Raw genomic sequence first — 26838 nt, forward strand, 5'->3', positions numbered from 1 at the left:
TCACGATTCCTGGTCGAAGGCGAGGCTTTCCAGCTCGCCCAGGATGAGTTCCTCGACGGTTCCGGCGAGCCCGGCGACCGTGCGCGCGGTCAGCACGTCGGCCGGGGTGAGCCGGACGTCGAACAGCGCGCTCGCTTGGGCGGCGATCTGCAGGCTCCGCAGGGAGTCGCCGCCGAGCGCGTAGAAGCTGTCTTCGGCGCCGACCCGGGCCACGCCGAGCACCTCGGCCCAGATCCCGGCGAGCGCGCGCTCGGTTTCGGTTTCTGGTTCGACGTGCCGGGTTTCCGGCGCGGCGGGGGCGGGCAGCGCGCGGCGGTCGACCTTGCCGTTGGCGCTGACCGGGAGCCGGTCGAGGGTGACGAACGCGGCTGGCACGAGGTAGTCCGGCAGCGTGCGGGCCAGGAACTCCCGCAGCACGCCTTCGTCCACATCGGATACGACGTAGGCCACCAGCTGCTTGGCGCCCGGCTGGTCCTCGCGCACGACGACCGCGGCCTGCGGCACGTCCGGGTGCCGGGCCAGCACGGCCTCGACTTCGCCCGGTTCGACGCGGAACCCGCGCAGCTTGACCTGGTCGTCGCGGCGGCCGAGGAATTCGAGAGTGCCTTCGGCGGTCCAGCGGACGAGGTCGCCGGTGCGGTACATCCGCTCCCCCGGCGCGCCGAAGGGGTCCGCCACGAACCGGTCCGCGGTGAGACCGGGCCGGTCCCGGTAGCCGCGGGCCAGGCCCGCGCCGGCCAGGCACAGTTCGCCGGGGACGCCCGGCGGCACCGGGCGCAGGTCCGCGTCCACGACCCGGGCGTGCACCCCGTCGAGCGGCCGGCCGATCGGGATCCGGTCCGGGACAACGTCGGCCATCGGGTGCGAAGTCGCGAACGTCGTGGTCTCGGTCGGGCCGTAGCCGTCGACGACCCGCAGCCCGGGGCACGCGGCGAGGACGCGCCGCACCGACGTGGCCGGGACGACGTCGCCGCCGGTCCAGACTTCGCGCAGACCGGCGAAACAATCCGGAGTTTCCTGGGCGAGGACGCGGAACAGCCCGGCGGTGATCCACATCCCGGTCAGGCCGTGCTCGCGCACGAAGTCCCGCAACACCGGGGCGTCGACACCTTCGCCGGGGGCGACGACCACCCGGCCGCCGTTCAGCAGCGGCACCCACAGCTCGTACGTCGTGGCGTCGAAGGCCAGCGGCGAGTGCAGCAGAACGCGTTCGTGCGCGCCACTGCGGAACCGTCGGTCGGCGGCCAGCGCGGCGACGTCGCGGTGGCGCACCACGACACCCTTCGGCACGCCGGTGGACCCGGATGTGTACATCACGTACGCCGCCTGGTCAGGATCGACGGCGACTTCGGGGTCCGCAGTGGACTCGTCGTCCACGGAGGACAGCAGCACCGTCCGCCCGAGCGGGTACTCCTCCGCGGCGATGACGAACCGGACGCCGTCGAGCAGCAACTTCCGCCGCTCGGCCGGGGCGCGGGTGTCGATCGGCAGGTACGCGCCGCCCGCCTTGACCACGGCCAGCTCGGCGACCACAGCGTCGGCGCGGCACACGGCGAGCCCGACCGCTTCCTCCGGCCGCAGTCCCAAACCCACCAGGCGGTTCGCGAGCCGGTTGGCCCGCCGGTTCAGCTCGGCGTAGGTGACCGCCTCGCCGTCGAGGACGGCCGCGACCGCGTCCGGCCGGGTGCGGACCTGCTCGGCGAACAGCTCCGGCAGCGATCGGGCCGGGGGCTCGTTGCCGGTCGCCGTCCACTCCGCCAGCAGCCGGGTTTCGGCCGGGGTGGTCATGGTGACCGCGCCGAGGGTCCGGTCGCCGTCAGCGGCCAGTTCGCCGAGGACCGTCAGCAGGTGCCCGGCCAGCCGGGACACCGTCGCGGCGTCGAACAGGCCCGGGTCGTAGCCGACGTCGACCGACAGCTCGGCCCCCGGCGACGCGACGACGGTGAGCGGGAAGTTGGTCGTCTCCCGTGCCGACAGGCCGCGCACGGTGAGGCCGTGGCCTGCGGACGCGCCGGTGATCGGGTAGTTCTCGAACACCACCAGGCTGGCGCACAGGTCGACCCCGCCGGGCAGACCCGCCCAGCCCTGCACCCGGGCGAGCGGCACGTGGCCGTGCCCGCGGGCCTCCGCCTGCACGGCCTGCAGCCCGGCGAGCCAGTCGGCCACGCGGGCGCGGCGGTCGACGGCGGCCCGGACCGGCAGGGTGTTGATGAAGATGCCGGTGATGTCGTCCACGCCGGGCACCTCGGCCGGGCGGCCGGAGGTGGTGGCGCCGAACACGACGTCGTCGCGTCCACTGTAGACCGACAGCAGCAGCGCCCACGCGCCTTGCAGCACGACGTTGTGGGTGAGGCCGTGCCGTTTGACGAATGCATCGAGCCGGGCCGTGGCGGTCTCGTCGAGCTTGACCGGCAGCCACTCGGCCGAGCAGGGCGCGTGGCCCGGGGGCGGCGTCCGGTCGGCGGGCACCGGGGTCGGGCCCTCGACGCCGTCGAGCGCGGTGCGCCAGAAGCGTTCGGCGTTCGTCTGGTCCTGGCGGCCCAGCCAGGCGAGGTACTCGCGGAACGGCGGCCGGGTGGGCAGCGGCTGCCCGGCGTAGGCGGTGCAGACGTCCGAAAGCACCTGGAAGACGCTCCAGCCATCGAGCAGGACGTGGTGGAACGTCCACAGCACCTGCACTTCGGTGGCGGAGAGCCGGGCCAGCGCGACCCGGGCCAGCGGCGCCGTGCCGAGGTCGAGGCCTTCCGCGCGGTCCTCGGCGAGGAGCTTCCGCAGTTCCTCGTCACGGTCGCGCCCGGTCCAGTCGAGGCGGCGGACCGGCAGGGTGACCCCGCGGTGCACGACCTGGACCGGCTCGGCGACCCCGGCCCAGACGAACGCGGTGCGCAGGATCGGCGTGCGGTCGACGACGAGCTGCCAGGCTTCGGCGAGCCGGTCGACGTCGGTGACGCCGTCGAGCACGAACGTCGCCTGCTCGAAGTACAAGCCCTCGGCGGCTTGGGAAAGCCCGTGGAACACCATGCCGCCCTGCATCGGCGTCACCGGGTAGACATCCTCGGCACCCCCGGCGACCAGTTCGTCCACTGTGGATTGGTTCAGTGATACCAGGGGGAAGTCCGACGGGGTCCGGCCACCTGCGCCCGGTTCGGCGCAGTGCGCGACGATCTCCCGCAACGCCGTCAGCATCCGCTCGGCGAGGTGCTCGACGGTGCTCCGGTGGTGCACGTCAGCGATGTGCGACCACGTCAGCTCCAGCTCCCCGCCCACGACCCGGCCGACGACGTCGAGGGCGTGCGTGCGGGGTGCGTCCGGGTCGACGTCGGCGTCGAGCCCGCCGGCGGCGTCGTCGAACCGGCCGAGGTAGTTGAAGCTGACCGGCGGATCGATCGCGGGGGCCGTGCCGGTCAGGTACCGCAGGGCGCCGTAGCCGATGCCCCGCCGCGGAACCGCCCGCAGCTGCTCCTTGACCGACTTCAGCGCGGTGCCCCAGTCGTCCGGGACGTCCAGCGCGACCGGGAACATGCTGGTGAACCAGCCGACCGTCCGCGAGAGGTCGACGTCGTCGAACAGTTCTTCGCGGCCGTGGCCTTCGAGGTCGACGACCGGGGTGTGCCCGGTCCAGTCCCGCAGCACGCGGCCGAGTGCGGTCAGCAGGACGTCGTTGACCTGCGTCCGGTACACCTCGGGGACGTCGTGCAGCAGCGCCCGCGTCTCGTCGGCGGTGAGCCGGACGGTGACTTCGCGGCTGTCGGCGACGGTGGCCGGGCCCTCGCCGTCGGCGGGCAGCGGCGGCACCGCGGGCAGCGCGCGCCAGTGGTCCAGCTCGTCGTCGAAACCGCCGGCCTCGGCGTACTCGGCCAGGTTCCGCGCCCAGGCGAGGAACGACGTCGTCTTCGGCGCGAGGGCTTCACCACGGTAGGCGGCGTGGAAGTCCTCCAGGAGGATCCGCCACGAGACGCCGTCGACGACCAGGTGGTGCGCGGCCAGCAGCAGCCGCCGCCCGTCGAGGACGGCGTTCAGCAACGGTCCGCGGCCGAGGTCGAAGGACACCTCGTCGGTGAGCAGGTCGGCGGGCCAGACCGGTTCGCCGTGCTGGACCCCAGCCTCGAACCGCAGGCGGAGAGCGTCGTGGTGCGCCCACAGCGCTTCGAGCGCACGGCGCGCGGCCTGCTCGTCGACGTCCTCGAGGACCACGCGCTGGTCGAACCGCGCGGGCTGGGTCTCGAAGTACCACCGCTGGATCGGCGTGAGCGGTGCCTCACCGGTGACCGGGCCCTGCTCGGCGCGCGGACCGTCATCCTCACCCGCATGTGCCGCGAGCGCGGCCAAGGTCGGGTGCCGGAAGACGTCGTGCGGCAACAGGGTCAGCCCGGCGCGGCGGGCGCGGGAGACGACCTGGATGCTGAGGATCGAGTCGCCGCCCAGCTCGAAGAAGTTCGTCTCGGCCCCGACGTCCTCGACGCCGAGCACGTCCGTCCAGATCGCGGCCAGCGTCCGCTCGGCGTCGGTCGACGGCGCCCGGTGGGTGCCGGCCGCGGCGAAGTCCGGGGCGGGCAGGGCGGTCCGGTCGAGCTTCCCGTTGACGTTCAAGGGGAAGGTCTCGAGCCGGACGAACGCGGCCGGGACCATGTAGTCCGGCAGCGTCTGCCCGAGGAACTCGGCCAGGTCGCCGGCGTCGCCGGTGAAGTAGGCGACCAGGCGCTTGACGCCGTGGTCTTCGCGCGCCACCACCGCGGCTTGCGCGACGCCGGGGTGCGCGGCCAGCGCGGCCTCGATCTCGCCGGGCTCGATCCGGAACCCGCGGACCTTGACCTGCTCGTCGGCACGGCCGACGAATTCGAGCGCGCCCTCGCCGGTCCAGCGCGCGAGGTCGCCGGTGCGGTACATCCGCTCCCCCGCCGGCCCGAACGGGTCGGCGAGGAACCGCTCGGCCGTCAGCCCGGGCCGGCCGAGGTACCCGCGGGCCAGGCCTTCCCCCGCGAGGTACAGCTCGCCCGGGGCGCCGGGCGGCACCGGCCGCAGGTCCGGGCCGAGGACGTAGGCGCGCATGTTGTCCAGGGGCCGCCCGATCGGGACGACGTCCGGGACCGCCCCGGGCATCGGGTACACGGTCGCGAAGGTCGTGGTTTCGGTGGGCCCGTAGACGTCGGCGACCACGGTGTCCGGGCAGGCTTCCCGGACCCGGCGTAGGGCCGCGGCCGGCACGGCGTCGCCGCCGGTCCACACCTCCCGCATCCCCGCGAACACCGCGGGGGCCTCCTGCGCGACCAGCCGGAACAGCCCGGTCGTGAGGAACGCGCCGGTCACGCCGTGCGTGGTGAGCAGCCGGCCGAGGGTGTCGACGTCGAGGTCACCCGGCGGTGCCACGACGACCGTGCCGCCGCTGAGCAGCGGCACCCAGAGTTCGTACGTCGAGGCGTCGAACGAGTGCGGCGAGTGCAGCAGCACCCGGTCGTGCGGGCCGAACCGGTGGTCGGCGGCCAGCGCCACGACGTCACGCCGGCGCACGGCCACGCCCTTCGGCGTGCCGGTCGAGCCGGACGTGTACATCACGTACGCGAGGTTGTCCCGGTCCGCGGCGGGCAGCGGCACGTCCGCCGTCCGGTCGTCCGGCCCGACGACGAGTCCATTGTGGATCGCCCGGGCGGTCCAGGCCCAGGTCTCGTCGGCGACGAGGATGGTGACGCCCGTGAGGAGGGTCTTGAGGCGCGGCGCCGGCGCGCGGGTGTCCAGCGGCAGGTAGGCCGCGCCCGCCTTGATGATCGCCAGTTCGGTGACGAGCAGCCGGGGTGAGCGCTCCATGAGCACCCCGACCAGGCGCTCGGGTCCGGCACCGAGCGAGACCAGGTACCGCGCGAGCCGGTCGGCGGCCTCGTCCAGTTCGGCGTAGGTCAGCTGGAAGTCGTCCCCGGTCAGCGCGACGGCGTCCGGCGTGCGCTTGACCTGCGCGGCGAACAGCTCGGCCAGGTCGCCCTCTGGCAGCGGGTGCGCGGTGGCGTTCCACTCGACCAGCACCTGGTGGCGTTCGGCGTCGGTGAGCAGGTCAACGTCCGCCAGGGGCCGGTGCAGATCCGCGGCGAAGGCGTCGAGGACGCCGGTCAGCAGCCGGGCGATCCGCTCGGCCGTCGCCGCGTCGAACAGGTCCGGGTCGTAGCCGACGTCGAGGGTGATCTGCTCCCCCGGCGAGGCGACGACGCTGAACGGATAGTTGGTCGTCTCGGCCGCGTCGACGTCCCGCAAGGTCAGGCCGTGCGCCGCCGCGGTGTCGGCGGGGTAGTTCTCGAACACGACGATGCTGTCGAAGAGACTCCCTGTACCGCCGCTCCACGCCTGCAGCTTGGTCAGCGGCAGGTGCCCGTACCGGCGCGACTCGACCTGACGGGCTTGCAACGCGGTCAGCCACTCCGCCACTGACGACCCCGCGACGGTGACGCGCACGGGCAGGGTGTTGATGAAGATGCCGGTGACGTCGTCGGCGCCGGGCAGCTCCACCGGACGGCCGGACACCGTGGTGCCGAAGCAGACGTCCGGCTCGCCGCCGAGGCGGGCCAGCAGCAGCGCCCACGCGCCCTGCAGGACGGTGTTCACCGTGAGCCCGGCGCGCCGGGCCGCGTCCCGCAGCCGCCCGGAGTTCTCGAGCGGGATGCGCAGCCACTGCGAGGACCGGGTGGTGTGGGCCTGCGCGGGCACGCGGTCGAAGGGCAGCCGGGCCGGGGCGACGAGGTCGCCGAGTTCCGCTCGCCAGTGCCGTTCGGCCGCGGAGTCGTCCTGACGGGCCAGCCAGGCCACGTAGTCGCGGAACGGCGGCCGCTCGGGCAGCTCGTCACCGGCGTAGGCGGCGAAGACGTCGGACAGCACGCCGAAGACGCTCCAGCCGTCGAGCAGGACGTGGTGGAACGTCCACAGCACGCGGACTTCGGTGTCCGACAGGCGCGCCAGCACCAGCCGCAGCAACGGCGTCTCGGTCAGGTCGAGGCCGCGGGCGCGGTCGACGTCGAGGAGGTCCTGCCAGGCCTGGTCCCGCTCGTCCGGGGTGTGGCCGCGCCAGTCGTGGTGGGTGACCGGGACGTCGGCGTGGCGCTGCACGACCTGGACGGGCTCGGGAACGTCCTCCCAGACGATCCGCGTCCGCAGCACCGGTGTCCGGTCGACGACCCGCTGCCACGCGCGTTCCAGGGCGACCGGGTCGCGGACGCCGTCGAGCACGAAGGCGACCTGCTGGAAGTAGACGCGTTCCTCGCTTTGGGACAGCGCGTGGAAGACCATGCCGGATTGCATCGGCGTCAGCGGGTAGACGTCCTCGACGGCGCGCCCGTCGCCGACCAGCTCGTCCAGAGTGGACTGATCCAGGGCGACCAGCGGGAAGTCGGACGGCGTGCGGCCGCCCGTGCCCGGCGCCGCGCAGTGCCGGACGATCTCGCGAAGGGCGTCGAGCATCGTCGTGGCCAGCGAGTCCACGGTGGACTTCCGATGGACACCCTCGGCGTAGTACCAGGTCAGCTCCAGTTCCCCGGATTCGACGCGGCCGACGACGTCGAGCAGGTGCGCCCGCGCCGAGCGGGGGCTCTCGTCGGATTCGAGGCGGCCGGAGCCGAACTGCCCGAGGTAGTTGAAGCTGACCTGCGGGTCGATCGCCGGCGCCGTGCCGGCCAGGTACCGCAAGGCGCCGTAGCCGATGCCTCGCCGCGGGACCGCGCGCAGTTGCTCTTTGACGGCCTTGAGCGCGGTGCCCCAGTCGTTCGGGACGTCCAGGGCCACCGGGAACACGGTGGTGAACCAGCCGACCGTCCTGGAAAGGTCGATGTCGGCGAGCAGGTCTTCGCGGCCGTGGCCTTCGAGGTCGACGACCGGGGTCCGGCCGGTCCAGTCCCGCAGCACCCGGCCGAGCGCGGCCAGCAGCACGTCGTTGACCTGCGTCCGGTAGACCGGCGGGACCTCGCGCAGCAGCGCGTTCGTCTCCGGCACGGGTAGCCGGACGGTGACCGATCGCATCCCGGCGACCGTGGTGTCCCCGTCGCCGTCGACCGGGATCGGCGTCGCCTCGGGCAGGCCGCGCCAGTGCGCGAGTTCGTCGTCGAAACCCCCGGCCTCGGCGTGCTCGGTCAGCCGGCCGGCCCACTCGCGGAACGACGTCGTCCGCGGGCCGAGGTCGATCGGCTCACCCCGCAGCGCCTGGTCGTAGGCGCGTTCGAAGTCCTCGACGAGCGCGCGCCAGGACACGCCGTCGACCACGAGGTGGTGCACGGCGAGCTTGACGTCGTGTTCGGAGACGTCCAAGCGGACCAGCGGGGTCTCGGCGCCGACCGGGCCGTTCTCCTGGTGCCACCCGTTTTCGTCGTGGGTGAACCGCATCCGGAGGGCGTCGTGGTGCGCCAGCAGCGCGTCGACGGCTTGCCGAGCCGCGTGGGCGTCCACGGTGTCCGGCCCCAGGTGGACGAACTGGTGGAAGTGGTCCGGCGCGGCGGTCTGCGTCGCGAAGAACCAGCGCTGGATCGGCGTCAACGGCACCGCACCGCTGACCGGGCCGCGCTCGGTGGTCTCGGTGGCGGTGCGCGCCGCCGCGGCGAGCGCGGCCGGCGTGCGGTGGGCGAACAGGTCGCCGGGCAGCAGCTCCAGCCCGGCCCGGCGGGCCCGGGACACGACCTGGATGCTGAGGATCGAGTCGCCGCCGAGGGAGAAGAAGTCGTCGGTCGCGCCGACGCGCTCGACGCCCAGCACCTCGGCCCAGATCTCGGTGACCACGCGTTCGCGGTCGGTGCGCGGGGCCACGTGCTCCCGGCCGCCGAAGTCGGGCGCGGGCAACGCGTTCCGGTCGAGCTTGCCGTTGACGTTCACCGGGAACCGGTCCAGCCGGACGAACGCGGCGGGCACCATGTAGTCCGGCAGCGTCCGGCCGAGGAACTCCGCCAGCCCGGCGGTTTGGCCGACGACGTAGGCGACCAGGCGCTTCACGCCGCCGTCCGCGCGGGCCAGCACGGCGGCCTGCACGACGTCCGGGTGCTCGCCGAGCGCGGCTTCGATCTCGCTCGGCTCGACGCGGAACCCGCGGACCTTGACCTGCTCGTCGACACGGCCGACGAATTCGAGCGCGCCGTCGTCGGTCCAGCGCACGAGGTCACCGGTGCGGTACATCCGCTCCCCCGGCGGCCCGAACGGGTCCGCGACGAACCGGTCGGCGGTCAGGCCCGGCCGGCCCAGGTAGCCGCGCGCCAGCCCGGCGCCGGCGATGTGCAGCTCGCCGGGCGCACCCGGCGGGGCCAGCCGCAGGTCGCCGTCCAGCACGTAGACCCGCACGTTGTCCAGGGGCGCGCCGATCGGGACGACGTCGGGGATTTCGCCGGGCAGCGGGTGCACGGTCGCGAAGGTGGTGGTCTCGGTCGGGCCGTAGACGTCGGCGACGAGGAGGCCGGGGCAGGCGGCCTGGACGCGGCGCAGGGCGGCCGCGGGCACGGCGTCGCCGCCGGTCCAGACTTCGCGCAGCCCGGCGAAGACCTCGGGAGCTTCCTGGGCGACCAGCCGGAACAGCCCGGTGGTGAGGAACGCGCCGGTGACGCCGTGCGTGGTGAGCGCACGGCCGAGGGTGTGGACGTCGAGGTCGCCGGGCGGGGCGAGCACGACCGTGCCGCCGTTCAGCAGCGGCACCCACAGCTCGTAGGTGGAGGCGTCGAAGGCTTGCGGCGAGTGCAGCAGCACCCGGTCGTGCGGGGCGAACCGCCGGTCCGCGGCCAGCGTGACGACGTCGCGGTGCCGCGCGGCCACGCCCTTGGGCTTGCCGGTCGAGCCGGACGTGTAGATGACGTAGGCGAGCTGGTCGGGCTCGAGGGCCACGTCCGGCGGCGTTTCCGGCTGATCGTCCGCGCCGGTGACAATGTGTCCACTGCGGACCTCGCGGGCGGTCGCCAGCCAGGTCTCGTCGGTGACGAGCACGTCGGCCTCGGCTTCGGCAAGCAGCAGCCGCAGTCGGTCGGCCGGGGCGCGCAGGTCCAGCGGCAGGTATGCGCCGCCGGCCTTGAGGATCGCCAGCTCGGCGACGACGAGCGCGGGCGAGCGGTCCATCAGGACGGCGACCCGGTCCTCCGGCCGGACGCCGAGGTCCAGCAGCCGGTGGGCCAGCCGGTTCGCGCGGACGTCGAGTTCGCCGTAGGTGACGCTCTGCTCGTCGGTCACCAGCGCGACCGCGGCCGGGTTGCTGCGGACGCGGGCCTCGAAAAGCTCGGGCACGGTCACCGCCGGCACCGGGACCGCGGTGTCGTTCCGGTCGGTGACCAGCTGTCGGACCTCGGCGGCGGACAGCATGGGCACCCGCGTCACCGGTTCGTTCGGGGCGGCGACCATGCCCCGGACCAGGGCTTCGAGGTGGGCGGCGAGCCGCGCGGCGACCACCGGGGCGATGAGCGCTGGGTCGTGGGTCAGCACCAGCGACAGCCGGCGGCCCGGGTAGGCGACCAGGCCGAGCGGGTAGTTGGTGCGCTCGGCCGCCCGGACGTCGCGCAGCCCGGAGACTTCGTCGATCGGGTAGTTCTCGAACACGACGATGCTGTCGAACAGGCTGCCGCCGCTGCCGCTCCACGCCTGCAGCCGGGGCAGCCCGACGTGGCCGAACCGCCGGGATTCCGCCTGCGCGGCCTGGAGTTCGCGCAGCCAGGCGGCGACGCCGTGGTCGCGGTCGAGCCGGACGCGCACCGGTAGCGTGTTGATGAACAGGCCCGCGATGTCGTCCGCGCCGGGCAGTTCGGCCGGGCGGCCGGACACTGTCGCGCCGAAGCAGACTTCGGATTCGCCGCTGTAGCGGGACAACAGAGTCGCCCAGGCGCCTTGGACGAGGGTGTTCACGGTCAGCCGGTGGCGGCGGGCGAAGGCGTACACCGCCGCCGACCCGGCGTCATCGAGTTCGAGGGGGACGCGGGCGCTGGAACTGGCCGAGTGGGTGCGTCCCGAGGCCCGGTCGCCGGGCAGCGGGGTGGGCGTCACGCCGGTGAGTTCGGCGCGCCAGTACGTCTCGGCGAGGGTGTCGTCCTGGTCGGCCAGCCACGCCGCGTACTCGCGGAACGGCCGCCGCGAAGGCGGTTCTTCGCCGCGCAGCAGCGCGACGACGTCGTTGAGGATGCCGAAGACGCTCCAGCCGTCGAGCAGGACGTGGTGGAACGTCCAGATCACGCGCACAGTCGTGCCGGACACCTTTGCGACGGCCAGCCGGGCCAGGGGCGCCTTCGTCAGGTCCAGCCCTTCGGCCAGGTCCGCGGCGAGGTACTCGGCTTCGTCGACGTCGTAGGTGACCGGGAGTTCGGCGGTGCGCTGCACGATCTGGAGCGGCTCGGGCACGCCGTCCCAGACGATCCGGCTGCGCAGCACCGGTGTCCGGTCGACGATCCGCTGGAACGCCTCCCCGAGCCGGCGCGAGTCGGGCACGTCGTCGAGGGTGAAGGAGATCTGTTCGAAGTAGACGCGTTCGCCGGGCTGGGCCAGGTCGTGGAAGACCATCCCCGCCTGCATCGGCGTCAGCGGGTAGACGTCTTCGACTGCGCGCCCGTCACCGACCAGTTCGTCCAAGGTGGACTGGTCGAGGCCCGCGAGGGGGAAGTCGGCCGGCGTGCGGCCGCCCGCGGCCGGGTCCGTGCAGTGCGCGACGATCGCCCGCAGCGCGGCCAGCATCCCGTCGGCCAGCCGCTTAACGGTGGCCTCGTCGTGGACGCCTTCGGCGTAGTGCCAGCCGAATTCGAGGGTGTCGCCGTCGACCCGGCCGACGACCTCCAGGAGGTGCGGACGGCTGTCACTGGGGTCGGCGTCGAGGGTCAGCTCGCGGTGCAGGCCGGTGTAGAGGTCGCCGGGCAGGTCGAACTGGCCGAGGTAGTTGAAGCTGATGGGCGGGGTGATCACCGGCGCCGTCCCGGTCAGGTACCGCAGGGCGCCATAGCCGATGCCGCGCCGCGGAACCGCCCGCAGCTGCTCCTTGACCGCCTTCAGCCCGGTGCCCCAGTCGCCCGGGACGTCCAGGGCCACCGGGAACATGCTGGTGAACCAGCCGACCGTCCGCGAAAGGTCGGTGTCGAACAGCTCCTCGCGGCCGTGGCCTTCGAGGTCGATCACCGGAACGTGCCCGGTCCACTCCCCCAGCACGCGGCCGAGTGCGGTCAGCAGCACGTCGTTGACCTGCGTCCGGTAGACCTCGGGCACCTGCCGCAGCAGCGCCCGCGTCTCCTCGGCGGTGAGCCGGACGGTGACCGCGCGGGCCCGGCCGACCGCGTTCGCTCCGTGGCCGTCGACCGGGATCGGGGCCGCCTCGGGCAGGCTCCGCCAGTGGTCCAGTTCGTCGTCGAAACCGCCCGCTTCGGCGTGCTCGGCGAGCTTGGCGGCCCAATCGCGGAACGACGTCGTCCTCGGGCCGAGGTCGACCCCTTCGCCGCGGGTGACCTGGTGGTAGGCGCGGTCGAGGTCTTCGAGCAGCAGCCGCCACGAGACGCCGTCGACGACCAGGTGGTGCGCGGCCAGGTGCAGCACGCGCCGGCCGGGCTCGCCGGACAGCGCCCACCGCAGCATCGAGTGCCCCTCGCCGACGGGGGCGTTGTGCTGCCGCCAGCCGTCGCCGTCGGGTTCGAACCGCATGCGCAGGGCGTCGTGGTGCTCGGCCAGCGTGGCCAGGGCCGTGGCGAGGGCGACCTCGCCGACGTTCTCCGCTAGCTCGACCGCGATCGCCTGGTCGAACCGGTACGGCACCGCCGCGGTTTCGAAGAACCAGCGCTGGATCGGGGTGAGCGCGACCTCGCCGGTCACCGGCCCGCGGTCGGGGCTCGCCGCGGCGTCCCCGATCACCGGGGCGAGCGCCGCGATCGTCTGGTGGCGGAACAGGTCCGCCGTGGTCACGGCGAGGCCCGCGCGCCGGGCCCGGGCGCTGACCTGGATGCTCAGGATCGAATCGCCGCCGAGGGCAAAGAAGTTGTCCTCGACGCCGACGCGGTCGACGCCGAGCACGTCGGCCCAGATCCCGGCGAGGACGGCTTCGCGCTCGGTGCGTGGCGTCCGATCCCCGGTGGACTCGAAGCGCGGCTCGGGCAGGGCGTGCCGGTCGACCTTGCCGTTGGCGTTGAGCGGCAACGCGTCCAGGACGACGATCGCCGAGGGCACCATGTAGTCCGGCACCGTGCGACCCACCGCGCGCCGCAGCGCTTTGATGTCCACAGTGGACTCGTCGGCCGGGACGACGTATCCGGCCAGCTGCTTGCGCGCGCCGGTGATACGGACGGCCACGACGGCCTGCGCGACGCCCGGCTGGGCGGCCAGCACGCGTTCGACCTCGGCGGGTTCGACGCGGAAGCCGCGGATCTTGACCTGGTCGTCGGCGCGGCCGGCGAACTCGAGGGTGCCGTCGGTGCGCCAGCGGCCGCGGTCGCCGGTCCGGTACATCCGGTCGCCCGGCGCGCCGAACGGGTCGGCGACGAACCGCTCGGCGGTCGCGCCGGGCCGGGCGAAGTACCCGCGGGCGAGGCCGGCGCCGGCGATGCAGACCTCGCCGAGCGCGCCGCGCGGCACCAGCCGGAGCCGCTCGTCGAGCAGGTAGATCCGCATGCCGGCCAGGGGCGTGCCGATCGGGACGGTCTCGGGGACCGCGTCCGCCGACGGCATCGGGAACGACGAGGCGAACGTGGTGGTCTCGGTCGGGCCGTAGCCGTCGACGACCGTGAGCCCCGGGCAGCCGTCGAGAACCCGGCGCGCCGCGGCCGGTGGGACGACGTCGCCGCCGGTCCAGACCTCGCGCAGGCCCGCGAAGCACTCCGGGTCGTCCTCGGCGAAAAGTCGGAACAGCCCGGCGGTCAGCCACAGCGCCGTGATCTTGTAGTCGGCCGCGAGCTGGCGGAGGGCGTCGGCGTCCAGGTCGCCGGGTGGCGCGACCACGACGGTGCCACCGTTGAGCAACGGTACCCACAGCTCGTAGGTCGAGGCGTCGAAGGCGAGCGGCGAGTGCAGCAGCACCCGCTCGTGGGCGCCGCCGGCGAACCGCGGATCGGCGGCGAGCGCGGCGACGTCGGCGTGCCGCACGGCCACGCCCTTCGGGACGCCGGTGGAGCCGGAGGTGTACTCGACGTAGGCCAGGTGTTGCGGATCCAGCGCGATGTCCGGAGTGGACGTCGGCTCGTCGACGTCCGTGACCACGAACGGGTCCGGGTGGACCTCGGCCGCCGTGTCCTGCCAGCGCTCGTCGGTGAGCAGCAACGGGGTGCCGCCGAGGACCAGCCGCATCCGGTCGGCCGGGGCACGCAGGTCCAGCGGGAGGTAGGCGGCGCCGGCCTTGAGGATCGCGAGCACCGCGACGACCTGGTCGGCCGAGCGGTCCATGAGCACTCCGACGCGGTCCTCCGGGCGGACGCCGAGCCGGATCAGCCGTCGCGCGAGCCGGTCGGCGCGGTTCTTCAGTTCGCGGTAGGTCAGCTCTTCGTCTCCGGCCACGGCTGTCGCGTCCGGGTGGCGGTCCGCGCGGCGGTCGAAGAGGTCCGGGACGGTCGCGGCTTTGGTCTCCGTGCTCGCCGGGAGCAGGAAGCGGCGATCCTCGTCGGTCAGCAGCGGGAGGTCGCCCACCGGGCGCGCCGGGTCGGCCGCGATGCCGGTCAGCAGCGTCTCCAGGCTGCGCGTGAGGCGTTCGATCGTGGCCGCGTCGAAGAGCGCCGTGGCGTACTCCACGGTGACGCGCAAGCCGTCGGCGTGCGGCCAGAACTCGACGACCAGGTCGAACCGGGCCGATGGGCGCGGTAGGTCGTACTCGCTCACCTGCAGGTCGCCGACCTCGCGAGGCTGTACGAGCGGGGTCTGCAGGACGACGACGGCCTGCACCAGCGGCGTCCGCGACGGGTCGCGGTCCGGCTGCACCTCGTCGACGACGCGGTCGAAGGGGACGTCGCCGTGGGCGAACGCCGCCAGCACTGTCTCCCGGAACTCGCCGAGGAAGTCCTCGAACGACCGGTCACCGTCCACGGCGGACCGCAGGACGAGGGTGTTGACGAAGAACCCGGTCAGCGATTCGAGTTCGGCCCGGTCGCGGCCGGCGACCGCGGTGCCGACGGCGATGTCGCGCTGCCCGCTGTAGGCGGCCAGGAGTACCTGCACCGCGGCGGTGAGCGTCATGAAGAGGGTGGCGCCGTGCGAGCGGCCGGCGTCGGCGAGCCGCCCCACCAGGTCGGCCGGGAGGTCGTGCCGGTGCACCGCGCCGTCGGTCGTGCGCTGCGGCGGCCGGGGCCGGTCCGTCGGCAGGGCGAGCGGTTCGATGCCGTCCAGGGTTTCGCGCCAGTAGGCGAGCTGGTCGTCCGAAGTGGACTGGAGCCGCCAGTGCGTGTAGTCGCGGTAGCCCAGGGTCAGCGGCGGCGGGGTCACGCCGCCGTAGAGGTCGAGGAGTTCTTTCGTGAGCACGCCGATCGAGCGGCCGTCGGTGACGATGTGGTGCTGGCACAGCAGGAGCAGGTGCTCGCCGGGGCCGAGGGGGAACAGCGTGGCGCGGGTCAGCGGGCCGGTCCGCAGGTCGAACGGCTCGCTCAGATCGGCCTTCAGCACGGTGTCGTCCGGCGGCTCCTCGCTGATGCGTAACGGGATCTCGCCGGTGGACGCGATCTGCTGGACGCCTTCGCCGAACGTCGTCCGCAGTGATTCGTGTCGCGCGCAGAGCGACGCCAGCGCTCCGCGCAGGGTGTCGACGTCGAGCGGGCCGGACAGCCGGAGCCCGACACCGGTGTTGTACTCGGCGCTGCCGCCGGTCAGTTCGTCGAGGAACCACAACCGTCGCTGGGCCGGGGACAGCGGGATGACGTCCGACGGCGGCGCGACCGGGATCGCGGCGTCATCTTGCGGCGCTTTCTCGAGGACGCTCGCCAGCGCGGCCACGGTGGGCGCGTCGAACAGCGTCCGCGCCGAGAGCCCGGCGCCGAACTCCCGGCGCAGGCGCGAAAGCGCTTGAACAGCGAGGATCGAGTCGCCGCCGAGGGCGAAGAAGTCCTCGTCGACGCCGAGGCGCTCGACGCCCAGCACCTCCGCCAGAACCCCCGCCACGGCACGCTCGGTGTCCGTCCGCGGCTCGGCGCTTTCCACGGCCTCGGCGGGCGGTGCGGGCAGGGCCCGGCGGTCGACTTTTCCGTTGCTGCTCAACGGAAGCGCGTCGAGCACGACGAACGCCGACGGCACCATGTAGTCGGGCAGCGACGCGGCCGCCACCGCTTCGAGGTCACCCGGCTCCCCCACCACGTAGGCCACCAGGCGCTTGACGCCGGGCCGGTCCTCGCGCGCCACGACCACGACTTCGGCGACGCCGGGAGCGGCGGCGAGCACGGTCTCGATCTCGCCCAGCTCGACCCGGAAGCCGCGGACCTTGACCTGGTCGTCGACCCGGCCGAGGAACTCCAGTTCACCGTCTCCGATGCGGCGGACCAGGTCTCCGGTGCGGTACATGCGGTCGCCGGGCGCGCCGGCCGGGTCGGCGACGAACTTCTCCGCCGTCGCGCCGGGCCGGGCCCAGTAGCCGCGGGCCAGTCCGGCGCCGGCCAGGTGAAGTTCGCCGGGTTCGCCGTCGGCGACGGGGGTGAGGTCGCCGTCCAGGACGTACGCGCGCATGTTGTCGAGCGGACGGCCGATCGGTACCGCCGCCGGTACTCCGTCCGCCGAGGGCAGCCGGTGGGAGGTGGCGAAGGTGGTCGTCTCGGTCGGGCCGTAGCCGTCGACGACGGTCAGGCCCGGGCACGCCCGCAGCACGCGCCGCACGGACTCGGCCGGGACGACGTCGCCGCCGGTCCAGACCTCGCGCACGCCGCGGAAGCAGTCCGGTGCTTCCTGGGCGACGACGCGGAACAAGCCGGCCGTCAGCCACAGCGCCGTCACGCCGTGTCGCGTGAGGACGGTTCGCAGCGTCTCGACGTCGAGGTCGCCGGGCGGGGCGACTACCACGGTGCCGCCGTTGAGCAGTGGTACCCACAGTTCGTAGGTCGACGCGTCGAACGCGACCGGCGAGTGCAGCAGCACCCGCTCGTGGGCGCCCCCGGCGAAGCGGCGGTCCGCGGCGAGCGCCACGACGTCGCGGTGCCGGACGGCGACTCCCTTGGGTGTCCCGGTCGAACCCGAGGTGTGCATCAGGTACGCCAGCCGGTCCGGGTCGGCCTGTGGCCGCACGAACTCCGCGTCCGGCAACGGATCCGCCGCGTGCACTGCGAGTCCACTGTGGATCGCTGCGGCCCGGTCCGCGTCGTCGGTGATCAGGATCGACACCCCGGCGTCGGCGAGGAGAGTGCGCAGCCGGGTGTCCGGCGCGCGGCCGTCGAGAGGAACGTACGCGCCCCCGGCCGTTACGACGGCCAGCTCGGCGACGACCAGCTCCGCCGACCGGCCGAGCAGGAGCCCGACCCGGTCCTCCCGCCGCAGCCCGAGCCGCACGAGGTGGGCCGCCAGCCGGTCGGCCCGTTCGTGCAGTTCGCCGTAGGTCAGCCGGATGTTTTCGCCTGCCACGGCGACGGCGTCCGGCGCCGCAAGCGCCCGTGCGGCGAACAGTTCCGCGAGGCCGGCGGTTCTCGGCGCGGTGTCGTCCGTTTCGGCCGGCGTGTCTTGCACGGTCATCGTCTTCGCTACCTTCCGGGCACGACAGGGGAACCCGCCGCTACCGGCGGGGAGGGAGAGGGGCTTGCGTCAGCGGCGTCCGGCGAGGCGGCCGCCGATTTCGACCGCGGCCGAAGCGCCTGGCTCGCCGCGGAACCGGCCGCAGGGGGTGACCCGGCCGGTCGCCGGATCGCGGACGGTGAACGTCCGGTCGTCGTGGAGCACCAGCTCGGGGAACACTTCGCCGTCGACGACGAGGCGGTCGGCCGTGATCACGTACTCGATGGATCCGTTGCGGTAGGCGCCGAAGTCGCCGGGTGGCACGGGAACCTCGCGCGTCGCTTCCGTCGGCTGGGCCGCGCGGGACGGGACGTCGATGCCGAGGTCGGCGAGCTCGACGGCCAGCGCGTGCCACAGGTCCGCACCGGTGGTGCCGTTGGTGGTCAGGGCGACCACGCAGGCGCCGGCCTGGTCGATCCGCAGGTGGCAGGAGGTGCCGTCGGCGGTGCCGTCGTGCCCGAGCCAGCCGTTGTCCGGGTCGCCGAAGTGGGCGATGCCGAGGCCCCAGCCGTCGGCCAGGCCGAACGGCTCGGCGGCCGGGACGCGCCGGTGCATGTCGGCCGCGGTGACGACGTCGAGCAGGCCCGGCTTCCCGAGGTGCACCCGGCCGAGCGAGACGAGGTCGGCGGCGCTCATCGCGAGCGCTCCGGCGGGGTCGAGCATCGGCGGCAGGATCTGCTCGACCGGGTGGTCGCCGGCGTGCCCGGACACGACACCCGGGTCGTCGACGAAGACGGGCTCGATGTTCAGCGGGCGCAGGACGATCGCCTCGGCCGCCTCACGCCAGCTCATCCCGGTGATCTCTTCGATCACCGCGCCGACCAGCGCGTAGCCGAGGTTCGAATACGAGAACGCCGTCCCAGGGGGACAGACGGGCGCGGCGCCGCGTACTTCTCTCAGCACTGAGCCGTCGAGGTCGGCCGGGTCTGACGGCAGTCCGCCGGTGTGGCTCAGCAGGCGCCGGGTGGTCAGCTCGGCGGGCAGTCCGGAGACGCCCAGGACGTCGCCGACGGGTTCGTCCAGGTCGAGGTCGTCGTCGGCGACGAGCACCATCGCGAGGGTCGCGGTGACCAGCTTGGTGATCGAGCCGACCGGGACCGCGGAGGTGGGGAGCATCGCCCCGTGCCGGTCGTGGTGCCGGACCCCGGCCTGCACCACGGTGGCTTCGTCACCCTGCCACACCGCGAGCTGGGCCCCCGGCACCCGGTAGCGGCGGGCGAGCCCCGCGAGGAGCGCGTCCAGCCGGGCCGCGGGCACCGGTCGGGTGCCCGCCCGCCGGTCGAGGACATCGTTTTCGGACCGCATGTGAACAAACCTTTCGAGCTTCGTGTGGACGGCACCGGGAATTGCGCGAACCCCGCACCGAACCGTTCCATCCCCCGTCAGCCGGCTGACTGCCCCACAACTTCGCACCGACTGGAGCACTTACGCTGCCGGGCGCACCGTGATCGTCAGTACCGCCAATAGTGGGATTCGATCGATCGCCGATCCGCATTCACGAACACTCCCCGTCGCGATATTACCGGCGCCATTCCGGAACATGAACGTCCGGCTACGGGGCCGGATATTGTAATCGAGCAGCACAAACCCGCGCCGCGACATCCGACGCGTCGACCAGCCGGTCCACCCTCTCGCCCCGTCTCCCTCCACCTGCTCCGGCCGCCGCGCCCGGCGCTGCGGATTCGTTCTCGCCGATGCAGTCTTCCCGGGGCCGGCCACTCTCAAACGCCCGAATCGGAGCCGGGATCGGCCAACCGGAGCCCGGTTCGAAAAGGATCATCACCACATTCTCAAATAGCGTCCTCAACTGCGAAAATGGCGCAGTGATCAACTCCGGAACCGGACCGGGCCAGAGATCGCACGTGCATTCTCGTGTGCACCGAACAACGGACGTCATATGTGTCACAGGTTCCAGAATGCGGGAAACGGCATTTTCACGATCACACGATTGGCGTGTAACGAAACGCGAAGCCGCTTTTTCCCGACTTTCGGCCCTTACCGCACCACCCGGTAGGCCTCGGTCAAGTCGTTTCACCTGCCGGACGGAGAACCCCGCACGCCGAATACGGCGGCGCTATTCCGCCTGATGCACAGCACGCACGCGCCGACGCATCAAGACGCGGCGAACAGCAAGCCGTCCCGAACTCCGCCGACGTCGGCGATCACCGCGGCGCGCGTTCGAATACTGACGGGACCTGATCTGCGACACCTTTGTCCCACTCTCCGCGACACCAACCATGCCGGGGCCGTTCAACGGCCGGCTGGTGCGCCGCACCCCACGGCTGATCGCGTCTGGGCGCCGACGAATACCTGCTCGCCGGCGCCCGGACGCGCGGCCGGATCGAGCGGGACTGCCGCGTCGCCCTGCTGCGACGAAGTGCGGGAAGGTCGCCCGGCCGTCAGAGCGAAGTCGCCGTCCCGAGCGGGCTCTTCCAAGCTCCGCCGACTCTGTTCAGCGACTCACGATGGTGGTCAGGGCATTCCTGGTCGACTCAAGGGACCGCGGTGTAGAGCGTCGTGCGGATGATGTCCGTCAGGACCTGGACCACGTTCTCGTCGTTCGCCGGTTCGCTTCCGCGGATCAGCTGGTAACCCGCGCGCTCGACCATCCACGTCAGGACGGCGGCCGTCTCCGTCGGGCGGACCGGGCGCATCACGCCCGCCGCCTGGCCGCGGTCGATCGCGTCGCGGGTCGCGGTGATGATCGATCCCATCAGGGTGCGCACCTCGTCGGCCACGGTGGGGTCGTAGGCCGCCGTCTCGGTGATGATCGTGAAGGCCGCCGCGCGACGGCGGTAGACCGCCACGATCGCCGTGACCGCCTCGGTGAGGCCGGCCGGGTCGGCGTGCTCCGCCGTCTCCCACCAGGTGCTCGACACGTCGCGGAGCTCGGCCAGCACCGTGGTGGCGAGCCGTCGGACGAGGTCGCCCTTGTCCTCGAAGTGGACGTAGAACGTCGAGCGGGAGATGCCGGCCGCCGCGGCCAGCCGTTCGACGCTCAGCTCGGTGAAACCGGCGCCTTCCGCGACCAGCTCCTCGGTGGCCGCGAACAGGCGCCGTTCCAGCTCTGCTCGGCGGTCCTGGCGCTTGCCGGCGGCGGGCCGGGTGACTGAAGGCATCGGCGTCTCCACGTACGGGAAGTGATCACCGGCATCTTAGCCGGACGAGAAGTCCGGACACTGTGTCCGGACATTGCGTCTTGACGACGTGTCCGAGCGGGCGCATCCTGGTGCGACCGAACCTGGGAGGCGCTGTGGCGGTGTTGTGGGCCCTGTGGGGAATCGGCGTGCTGAACGTCGCGGCGGCGGTCGTGAGCTCGTCGGTGCATCTGCTGCTGAGCCGGTTCACGACCTTCGCGGCGCCGGCTTTCCTGTCGATCATCTTGATCATGGCGGCCATCGTGACCACGTTCGCCGGCGGTTTCGCCGGCCTCCTGCTGGTCCTGCTGACCGACGCGGGCCCCGTCCTCATCGTGAGCACGGGCGTCCTGCTCGCCGGCGCCACTTGCGTCACGGCCTTCGCGCTCAACCAGGTCCGGCTGTCCCGCCGGGATTCCCGCGTCGGCAAGCGGCTCCTGTCCCGGGACGAGGTGGTCGACCTGATCAAGGCCGGTCTCGTGCACTCCTTCTCGCGGCGGAACGGCGTCCTGGAGATCCAGCTCAAGCTCCGCGCGGCCAAGGAGCCGGCGCTACGGCACCGTCGCGCCCACCCCCGCGACTACCTCGCGTTCGTGGCCGCCGCGACCGAAGGCGGTGCCGGGCGACGCAAGATCCGCTACGAGGACGACACCGGCGAAGGCCCGTCGTCGACCGAGCGCCGGTGGATCACCGTCGCGGAGGCGGCCGCGCTCCTGGGCGCCGACCAGGTCAAGACCTTCGGCTGGGGCGGGCTCGAGAGTCCCGACAACGCCCGCGCCACGTTCCGGGGGACCCCCACGGGGATCAAGCTGATCGACCACGGCTGGGCTCGCCACATCGTGGCCGCCCCGGAATCGGGAGCGGCGTTGCTCCCGCTCGCCCGCGTCGCCCGGTCGGCGCACGGAAGACCGCACATCATCGTCGACGGCCACTGGGAACAGCGGGCCTGACGGTCACTTGACCGGCAGGTAAGCGGCGACGTCGGCCAGGGCGTTCAGCGTCGGGCCGTCCACGCGACCGGCAGCGGTGTCCGCTTCGGCGACGACCATGCCGTAGCCCTGCGGCCGGGACCGGTAGTGCAGGCCGGTCATCCGCACGCCGGCGATGCCGAGCACCGCCTCGATTTCCAACGGCCGCACGTCCCCGCTGCCTTGCACCGCCTCGACCTTCTCGAACGCCTCGGCTTGCTTCTTCGACCGGAACCCGACCCGCACCACCGAGACGACCGCGGCGTTGCCGTGGCCGTCGCCGACCGCCAGCAGCACGCGGTCCAGCGACGTGCACGGCGTCCTGATCAGGAAGTCCCGTACCCGACCCGAAGCGGCCGCGACGCACTCCCCTTCGCGCTCGAGCCGCCGGACCTCCCGCTTGAGTTCCTTGAACTTCAGCCGGCTCCACGCCTCTTTCGCCTTGCCGCGCTTGGCCGACTCCCGCGCCTCGCCCCGGCGGACGTCCAGGGAGCGGCCCGGCAGCGAGTCGACGACGTCACCGGCCGCGTTTCCGGCGAGCGCCTCGGACGCGGCCCCGCCGCCGCTCGCCGCGCCACCCACCACTCCACCGGCCCCTCCGGCGACCGCCAGCCCGACCGCCGCCGCGACGGCGACGCCCGTCCCCTTGCCGCCGATGTAGATCTTCTTGCCGTCCTTCGTGATCCAGCGCCCCATGCGATCCCCCTCCGGATCATCATCGAGGCGATCACGGCGACCCGGGGCAGCTGGCCCGGAACTGACCGGAAACTGTCAGGAAAGGCGTTCGCGGAACGGGCGGAAGAAGTCCCGCAGCTCACGCGCGTAGATCTCCGGCTCCTCGAACGCCGCGAAGTGCCCGCCCCGCTCGGGTTCGGTGACGCGGACCGTGTTCGCCGTGCGGTCGAGCCACGCCCTCGGCGGGCGGACGATGTCGCCCGGGAACAGCGTGAACCCCGAGGGTACCTCCACCCGGCGGGCCAGCTGGGCGGGCGGGATCGCGCCGTTCGCGCGGTACATGCGCATCGACGAGCCGATCGTCTCGGTCAGCCAGTAGATCGTGATGTTCGTGAGGATCTCGTCGTCGGTGAAGCGGAAGCCGTCGCTCCACGCCCGCAGCTTCTCCACGAGCCACGCCGCCAGCCCGGCCGGGGAGTCGTTCAACGCAGCCGCCGCCGTCTGGGGTTTCGTGCGGTGCATCGCCGCGTACGCGCCTTCGGACGCGCCCCAGGCCGTCACGCTCGCCATCCAGTCGCGCTCCTCCGGGGTCAGGTCCGCCGGGTCGCCGGTGAAGACCGGCACGCCGGCGTCCGTGCGGTGGACCGCCACCACCCGCTCGGGGTGGTCGAGGGCCAGGTAGCGGCTCACGTGGCTGCCGATGTCGCCGCCCGCCGCGCCGAACCTCGGGTAGCCGAGCTCCGTCATCAGCTCGGCCCACAGACCGGCGACGGCGATGGAGTTCAGCGGCGTCGCCGGGCGCGAGGAATAGCCGTAGCCGGGCATGTCGGGGACGATCACGTCGAAGGCGTCGGCCGGGTCGGCGCCGTGCGCGCCGGGGTCGGTCAGCAGCGGGATCACCTTGGTGTAGCGCCAGAACGAGTCCGGCCAGCCGTGCCCGAGCACCAGCGGGAGCGCCGGGCCGGCCGCGCGGACGTGCGCGTAGTGGATGTCGTGGCCGCCCAGCGGGGTCCTGAACCGCGGGATCGCGTTCAGCTCGGCCTCGCGAGCGGGCCAGTCGAACCCGTCGGCCCAGTACGTCACGAGCTTTCGCAGGTACACGATGTCGGTGCCGGCCGACCACCCGGCGTCCTCGGGAACGTCCGGCCAGCGCGTCGCGCGCAGCCGGGTGCGGAGGTCTTCCAGGACTGAGGGGTCGGTCCACGAGGCGAAGGGCTCAGGCATGCTCCCGAGCCTACGAGCGGAGCAACCCGATCACCGCGGCCGACTTCGGCTCGTCGAGGAACCGCAGGCCCATGAAGTTGTCGCCGGCGGTGAAGCCGGGCAACGCCCAGATCTCCTCGTACGGCATCCCGAGACACCGGTAGTGGCGCAGGCTGTAGATGTTGCTGAACAGGCACTTCCCCGGATCCGGGTTCCACAGGCGCCGCCCGAACGCGGGGTTGCGGAAGCCGTGGCCCACCTCGGCGGTGGCCTGGACGTGCTTGCGGCCGGTGAACAGGACGACATCGCCGGTCGTGACGGTGTCCATCCGGCGGTCGTACTTGTCCTTGGCGCCCCAGAACCGCGCCCGGCCGCTGGTGTGCAGCGCGTTCAGGCGCGCGAGGTCGGCCGGGTCGAGCAGGTCGGCGAACTCGCGGAAGTCCACGGTCTTCTCGAGCGACTCGGCCCCGTACCGGCGCGCGTCCGCGGTGCCGTACGAGGGCTGGATGAAGACCTGGGCCACGACCGCACGTTACCGGCTCGGTGCGCGGGCCGGCGCCGTCACCCTGGGCTCCTGGACGGGAATGCCGGCGCGCACGGGCACGGGATCGTCGATGACCTTGACCCAGCCGCGCACCCCGGACGGCGCCCGCCAGCCCCGCACTTCCTCCGCCACCTGCTCGTGCACACCGAGCGCGTGGCTGCAGTGCTCGTGCCACGAGCTGATCATCGCCGCCCGGGTGCGGGCGCGGCGCAGGTCGGCGTGCAGCGCGAGCAGGGCGTGCACCGAGTGCCGGGCCGCTTCACCGGCCGAGCCGAGGCGGGCCGGGGTCCGCGTGTCGCACACCGGGCACTCGCACGGCCACAGCTGGGCCAGGTCGGGAGTGCCGTCGAAGACCCGCTCGAGGGTTTCGAGCCGGTGGTAGGCCAGCAGCGGGGTGACGAACGCCGAAACTCCGGGTCGAGGCGCGCCCCCGCGCCGTACCTGGGGATAGGTGTGCCGCAACGCGCTGATCGTGCCGGCCGCGGCCGCGTGCGCGCCGTGACAGAGGACGCCGATCGCGGCGATGTCCGAACGCAGCAGGATCACCGGCACCTCGGCGGCCGCCAGCAGCCGCAGGAACCGGCGGATCAGGTACTGGACGCCGAAGGGGTCGTCGCGGTGCTCGACGGCGATCGCGACCGGCACGCCGTGGGCGTTGATCTCGCGGACCAGGGCCTCGCACGCGGAGGTGGTGGCGAACCAGCGCGCCGCCAGCGGCAGCACCGCCACCACCGGGGAGCGGCGGCGCGCGGCGGTTCGGAGGATCGTGCGGAGCCCGCGGATGTCGTAGAGGGCGACGTACCCGGAGTCGGTGAGGGGAAGCAGGCCGAGGTCGGCCTGCCGGACGAGCCACGCCGGGTGCGTTCCCCGGGCGGCGGCGACGCGCTTGCTCCCCGAGTACCGGTCGGCGTCGCAGAGCAGCGGGCCGGTGAACCCGCTCTCGCGGAGGGTGCGCACGGTGGCTTCGAGCCCGCCGCCGGTCAGGACCAGGCCCGCGTCCCGGGTCCGGGCGATCTCCGCCGCCAGGAGCGCCTGGCGCGGCCGGCACTGGATCAGCAACCGGCCGGCGATCTCGTCGAGCCCCGCGTTCGCCACGGTTCCACGGTGAGCCGCCGGTGCCGGTCGTGTCACCGGTGGTCACACGGGTGCGCCCGGCAATCCGTGGAACGGCCCAGCGGTCCGGGTGCGGAGCGTGCCGCGCGGGACGCCTGTGGGTGAGCTCAGCCGCCGTGGGTGGTGTCGCTCTGGTAGCTCGTGTACGTGTACGGGTTGTCGAGGATCTTCGTCTCCGGGACGTCCGGGTTCATCCCCTTCGCCCAGGCCTCCTCCCCCAGCTGCCCGCGCAGGTGCTCCACCGTCGACTCCACCTGGCGCCGGACGGCTGGGAGGTCCACGCCGACCAGGCGGCCGTCGCGCTTGACGATGCGGCCGTCGACCAGCACGGTGTGGACGTCGCCGCGCTGGGCCTGGAACGCCACGTGGCCGTACGGGTTCAGCAGCGGGAACGAAACCGGCGAGTGCTCGTTCTTCAGCAGTACGACATCGGCCTTCTTGCCCACCTCGAGAGAGCCGATGTCCGGCCGTCCCAGCGCGGCCGCGCCGCCGCGGGTGGCCCACTCCACGACCTGCTCCGCGCGCAGCGCCGCGTGCGTCACCGTGTCGCCCTTCGCGTGCGCCTCCAGGTGCTCGCGCGAGCGGTCCGCGCCCAGCGTCGTGCGCATCGCCGAGAACAGGTCGCCGCTCCACCAGACCGAGGTGTCCATCGACAGCGACACCGGGATCCCGTACTGCCGCAGCGCCCAGGTGGACGGGTAGCCCTGGCCCGCGCTCTGCTCGCTCTCCGTCGAGACGGACGCGGACCCGCCGGTCGCCGCGATCCGGTGGTAGGAGTCCGCCGACAGCGACGCGCTGTGGACGTAGATCGTCTCGGGGGTCATGAACCCGTGCTCGTGCATCAGCCGGATGCCGTCGTCGCCGGTCGCGCCCCAGACACCCGCGTGCGTCGTCACCGGCACGCCGAGCTCGCGCGCCACCTCGAAGGCCGGCTTCTCCGGGAACTCCGGGTCGCCCGTGACGTCGAACGCCAGCTGGAAGCCCAGGTCGCCGCCCGTGCGCCGCGAGACGAAGTCGCGGAACTCGGGCGTGCCGGTCCAGTTCGCCGGGGCGTCCTGGATGTTGCCGTAGGCCAGGACGAACCGGCCGGGCACGGCTTCGAGCGCGTCGGCCGCCGCGTCCGCGTGCTGGGTGGTCTGCAGGCCGTGGGACCAGTCCACTGTGGTCGTGACGCCCGCTTCGAGCGCTTCCCACGCGCCGAGCAGGTTGCCCGCGTGGATGTCCTCGGGGCGGAACACCTTGCCCCATTCGAGGTAGTACCAGACGAAGTACTGCGTGAGGGTCCAGTCGGCGCCGTAGCCGCGCATGGCTGTCTGCCACAGGTGCCGGTGGGTGTCGATCATGCCCGGCATGACGATGCCGCCGGTGGCGTCGATCTCGGTCGTGCCCGCCGGGACCTCGAGGCCGGGGCCGATCGCGGCGATCTCGCCGTCGGTGACCAGGACGTCTTCGCCGGGCAGCACCCGGTGGGTGTCGTCGAGGGTCAGCACCGTGCCGCCTCGCAGGACGATCGGTCCGGTCATCGCTGCCTCCTGTTGCGTACACTCGTCCGCTCTACGGACACACGTCGAGTGAAGTC

Annotated in this window: 9 protein-coding genes; 1 reads left to right on the forward strand and 8 read right to left on the reverse strand. The window is 72.9% G+C overall.

Features of this window, described 5'->3' with window-relative positions; genetic code table 11:
* The 3 genes from ABZ342_RS08605 to ABZ342_RS08615 all read right to left on the reverse strand — a co-directional run bounded on the left by ABZ342_RS08605 (position 1) and on the right by ABZ342_RS08615 (position 20738).
* Complete coding sequence (locus ABZ342_RS08605; protein WP_360470336.1) at positions 1 to 17580, reverse strand: non-ribosomal peptide synthase/polyketide synthase; 17580 nt, start codon at positions 17578 to 17580, stop codon at positions 1 to 3.
* A gap of 69 nt (positions 17581 to 17649) precedes the next feature.
* A complete protein-coding gene (locus ABZ342_RS08610) occupies positions 17650 to 18924 on the reverse strand; it encodes a serine hydrolase domain-containing protein (RefSeq protein WP_360470339.1) in 1275 nt (424 codons plus the stop codon).
* Between the two features lie 1187 nt (positions 18925 to 20111).
* Positions 20112 to 20738 carry a TetR/AcrR family transcriptional regulator gene (locus tag ABZ342_RS08615; RefSeq protein WP_360470342.1) on the reverse strand — a complete coding sequence of 209 codons (627 nt, stop codon included), beginning with the start codon at positions 20736 to 20738 and terminating at the stop codon, positions 20112 to 20114.
* 134 nt (positions 20739 to 20872) lie between these two features.
* Here ABZ342_RS08615 and ABZ342_RS08620 point away from each other — a divergent pair, with 134 nt between their 5' ends.
* Positions 20873 to 21706, forward strand: a complete 834-nt coding sequence (locus ABZ342_RS08620; protein ID WP_360470345.1) for a hypothetical protein — start codon at positions 20873 to 20875, stop codon at positions 21704 to 21706.
* Positions 21707 to 21709: 3 nt separating this feature from the next.
* Here ABZ342_RS08620 and ABZ342_RS08625 read toward each other — a convergent pair whose 3' ends face one another.
* From ABZ342_RS08625 to ABZ342_RS08645, 5 genes are all read right to left on the reverse strand, one after another.
* Positions 21710 to 22420: a hypothetical protein gene (locus tag ABZ342_RS08625; protein ID WP_360470348.1), complete on the reverse strand. Its 711-nt coding sequence runs from the start codon at positions 22418 to 22420 to the stop codon at positions 21710 to 21712.
* A gap of 75 nt (positions 22421 to 22495) precedes the next feature.
* Positions 22496 to 23623, reverse strand: coding sequence for an epoxide hydrolase family protein (locus ABZ342_RS08630; RefSeq protein WP_360470351.1), 1128 nt, complete (start codon positions 23621 to 23623; stop codon positions 22496 to 22498).
* Positions 23624 to 23633: 10 nt separating this feature from the next.
* Positions 23634 to 24125 (reverse strand): hypothetical protein, encoded by a 492-nt coding sequence (locus tag ABZ342_RS08635; RefSeq protein WP_360470354.1) that lies wholly within the window; start codon positions 24123 to 24125, stop codon positions 23634 to 23636.
* Positions 24126 to 24134: 9 nt separating this feature from the next.
* Positions 24135 to 25241 carry a hypothetical protein gene (locus tag ABZ342_RS08640; protein ID WP_360470357.1) on the reverse strand — a complete coding sequence of 369 codons (1107 nt, stop codon included), beginning with the start codon at positions 25239 to 25241 and terminating at the stop codon, positions 24135 to 24137.
* 125 nt (positions 25242 to 25366) lie between these two features.
* Positions 25367 to 26782: an amidohydrolase family protein gene (locus ABZ342_RS08645; protein WP_360470360.1), complete on the reverse strand. Its 1416-nt coding sequence runs from the start codon at positions 26780 to 26782 to the stop codon at positions 25367 to 25369.
* Positions 26783 to 26838 lie beyond the last annotated feature (56 nt).

This window comes from Amycolatopsis sp. NPDC005961 (genome assembly GCF_040629235.1).
Classification (GTDB): domain Bacteria; phylum Actinomycetota; class Actinomycetes; order Mycobacteriales; family Pseudonocardiaceae; genus Amycolatopsis; species Amycolatopsis camponoti.

Excerpts from the sequence above, each read along its gene's own strand:
- ABZ342_RS08610 (WP_360470339.1), bottom strand. The coding sequence starts at position 18,924 with ATGCGGTCCGAAAACGATGTCCTCGACCGGCGGGCGGGCACCCGACCG.
- ABZ342_RS08630 (WP_360470351.1), bottom strand. The coding sequence starts at position 23,623 with ATGCCTGAGCCCTTCGCCTCGTGGACCGACCCCTCAGTCCTGGAAGAC.
- ABZ342_RS08605 (WP_360470336.1), bottom strand. The coding sequence starts at position 17,580 with ATGACCGTGCAAGACACGCCGGCCGAAACGGACGACACCGCGCCGAGA.
- ABZ342_RS08645 (WP_360470360.1), bottom strand. The coding sequence starts at position 26,782 with ATGACCGGACCGATCGTCCTGCGAGGCGGCACGGTGCTGACCCTCGAC.
- ABZ342_RS08625 (WP_360470348.1), bottom strand. The coding sequence starts at position 22,420 with ATGGGGCGCTGGATCACGAAGGACGGCAAGAAGATCTACATCGGCGGC.
- ABZ342_RS08615 (WP_360470342.1), bottom strand. The coding sequence starts at position 20,738 with ATGCCTTCAGTCACCCGGCCCGCCGCCGGCAAGCGCCAGGACCGCCGA.